Annotated in this window: 2 protein-coding genes; both read right to left on the reverse strand. The window is 68.0% G+C overall.

Translation table 11 applies throughout. The features are described from left to right. On the reverse strand, positions 1-1,171 hold a 1,171-nt coding region (locus tag ACTS11_RS18215), incomplete at its 3' end, for an alpha/beta fold hydrolase (RefSeq protein ID WP_442641708.1). Positions 1,172-1,265: 94 nt separating this feature from the next. Next, positions 1,266-2,464: amidohydrolase family protein (locus ACTS11_RS18220; protein WP_442641709.1), on the reverse strand; the 1,199-nt coding region annotated here is incomplete at its 5' end.

The following is a 2,464-nucleotide window of genomic DNA, read 5'->3' on the forward strand; positions in this document are numbered from 1 at the left end:
TCTGCGTGGGGCTCCTGGCGCAGCCTCGCTGAACCGATTGTTTCGGTAGAGAGAGGTATGATCCGCCGCCCGGCGCTCTCGCTGAACGTGCATCCGCAAGCGTGGTCGTGCCGTGCAGCACATCGTTCAGGAGGATTTCCAGAGCGCGCTCCGGTTCCTCGAACAATGGACTGTGGGCGCTGTTCTCGAACAGGTAGAACCCTTTTTCTGGTGCCTCGATAACTCCGAAATACGCGCGCGTGAGGTCGGCATTTGTCGTGTAGTCGTGGCGGCCCGTCAGCAAGTAGACGGGCACCTCGAACTCGGTCAGCCGCGCGGTCAGGTCGTCGTGGATCAGGTCGTTCCAGAAGAATGGGCGCGACCAGATCTTGCCGCGCCAGATGTTCACCTTCTCCGCCAGCGTGTAGGCGCGCACCCGCCACATGGGCAGGAAGATGCCGGTCACGACCGAGTTCATGTCATGGGCATGCCCGACGCCGAGCCGGTGCATCGCCGCGTCCCGCAGCCGCATCCACGCGTCCGACGTGCCCTCCTCCATGCTGACCGGCGCGGCCTCGAGCCTTTGCGCCATCCGCTCGTCGCCGCGCGCGCGATAGGCCGCGATCATGTAGTCCCGCGCCATGACCTCGGAGCGGAGCTGATGCGCGATCTGGCCCATGCCGACATAAGCGCTGAAGCGGTCTGGCGCGACCGCCGCGACCTGGATGCCGAGATAGGCGCCCCAGGAATGGCCGAGCAGTATGATCCGGTCTTGTGCGAAGCGGTCGCGCAGGTAGTCGGCGACCTCGATCGTGTCCGCGATCATCCGCTCCATCGTCATGGTCTCGGGAGGGATGTCGGGGGAGAAGGAGATTCCTGCGCCGCGCTGCTCCCACCAAACCATCGTGAAGTGCCGCTCGAGACCCGTGGGATATTCCTGTTCCATAAAGAACTCGACCATCCCGGGGCCGCCGTGCAGGAAAAGGAGAACGGGATTCGAGGGATCGGCGCTCTGGATGATCATGCCCTGCGGCAGCCCGCCGATCTCGACCGTGACCCTTTCGGAAATGCTGCCGGGGATGACGTTGCCCGCGGCATCGCGCAGCGGCGCGGGACGTCCGGGGCTGAGCGCGAAGAGCGTTCCGATCCCGGCCACCAGCAGCGCCGCGACGACCAGAACGGCGGCCGTCATGACACGCAAGGGCCGCGCACGGCGCCGAAGGGCGGCATGAGGCGGGCCTGTCCTGTGCGTTGGCATTCCGAACCTCCCGGCTGGATCGAGGGCATCACTCCGCACCGCGCCTCAGAAGCTCCGCTTCGAGCGCATCGAGGGCCTCGCGGTCGAGCACGCGGCCGCCGATGATGACCACGCGCGGCCGGCGCAGGGTCGCCAGATCCTCCAGCGGATCGGCGTCGAGCAGCACCAGATCCGCCCGCCGCCCCTCCGCGATGCGACCGTCCTGGTCGGGCAACCCGAAGAAGCGGGGCGGCGCGACCGTCGCCGTGAAGAGCGCCTCGCGCGGGGTGAGGCCGATCTCGACATAGAGGTCCAGCTCGTCGAGCAGGGAAAAACCGTGAAAGAGGTAGGGATTGGCGAAGGAGGCGTCCGTGGAGGCGAGGATCGGAACGCCGGTCTCGTGCGCCATCAGGAACGTGCGCCGGTCGAGCGCGATGCTGTCCTGGGCCAGTGCGCGGACTTCGTCAGTCATCGCCTCCAGCCGGAAGTCCGGGCGGCCCCAGGCCTCGCGCACGTCCGCAGGTATCATGCGCATCCGGGGCGCGTCGGCGGGCGGCCAGTTGCCGGTGTAGAAGTCCGCTACGACGAGCGTCGGGCTCACATGCATCCCGGCCTCGGCCATCCGCGCGAGTGTCGCCTCGCAAAGGCCTTCGTCCCAGGTGCGCAGGACGATCCCGTTCCGCGCCGCCATGATGGCGAAGACGTCCGCCTGGTCCGCGCCGGCCGCCATCGCTTCGCGCAGGTCGGCGAGCATCCGCTCCTCGGCGGTGGAGCAGGCCATCGAGACGTGGCCGAAATGCTCCATCCCCGCCTGACCGGCGTCAATCGCCGTCGACAGCGCGACGCGCTCGGGGACATGTCCAACAAGCGGCAGCCCGTGCGCCTCCGCCGCCTGCGCGAGCGCGAGATAGGTCGCCTCGTCGAGCATCGAATAGGCCTTCACCGCGGCCCAGCCTTCCGAGGCGATCCGCGCGACGACCTCGCGCGCCGCCTGCGGTGTGTCCGCAAGGAACATGCCCGGCCAGGAGCCGGGGCTCGCGTCGACCCAAGCGCCGGACAGGACTAGGCGGGGACCGAGAACCTCGCCCCGTTCGATCTGTGCCTGTAGTGCCTGCTGCGCCTCGATGGGCCAGAGGGCGCCCATGTCCCGGATGCCGGTCACGCCGTTGATCAGGTAGAGCTTCAGGGCCGTCTCGGGCTCGTCCGGCGTCGAGAAGACATGGACATGGGCGTCCCAGAGGCCGGGGA

Source organism: Roseicyclus sp. (genome assembly GCF_052168335.1).
Lineage (GTDB): Bacteria > Pseudomonadota > Alphaproteobacteria > Rhodobacterales > Rhodobacteraceae > Roseibacterium.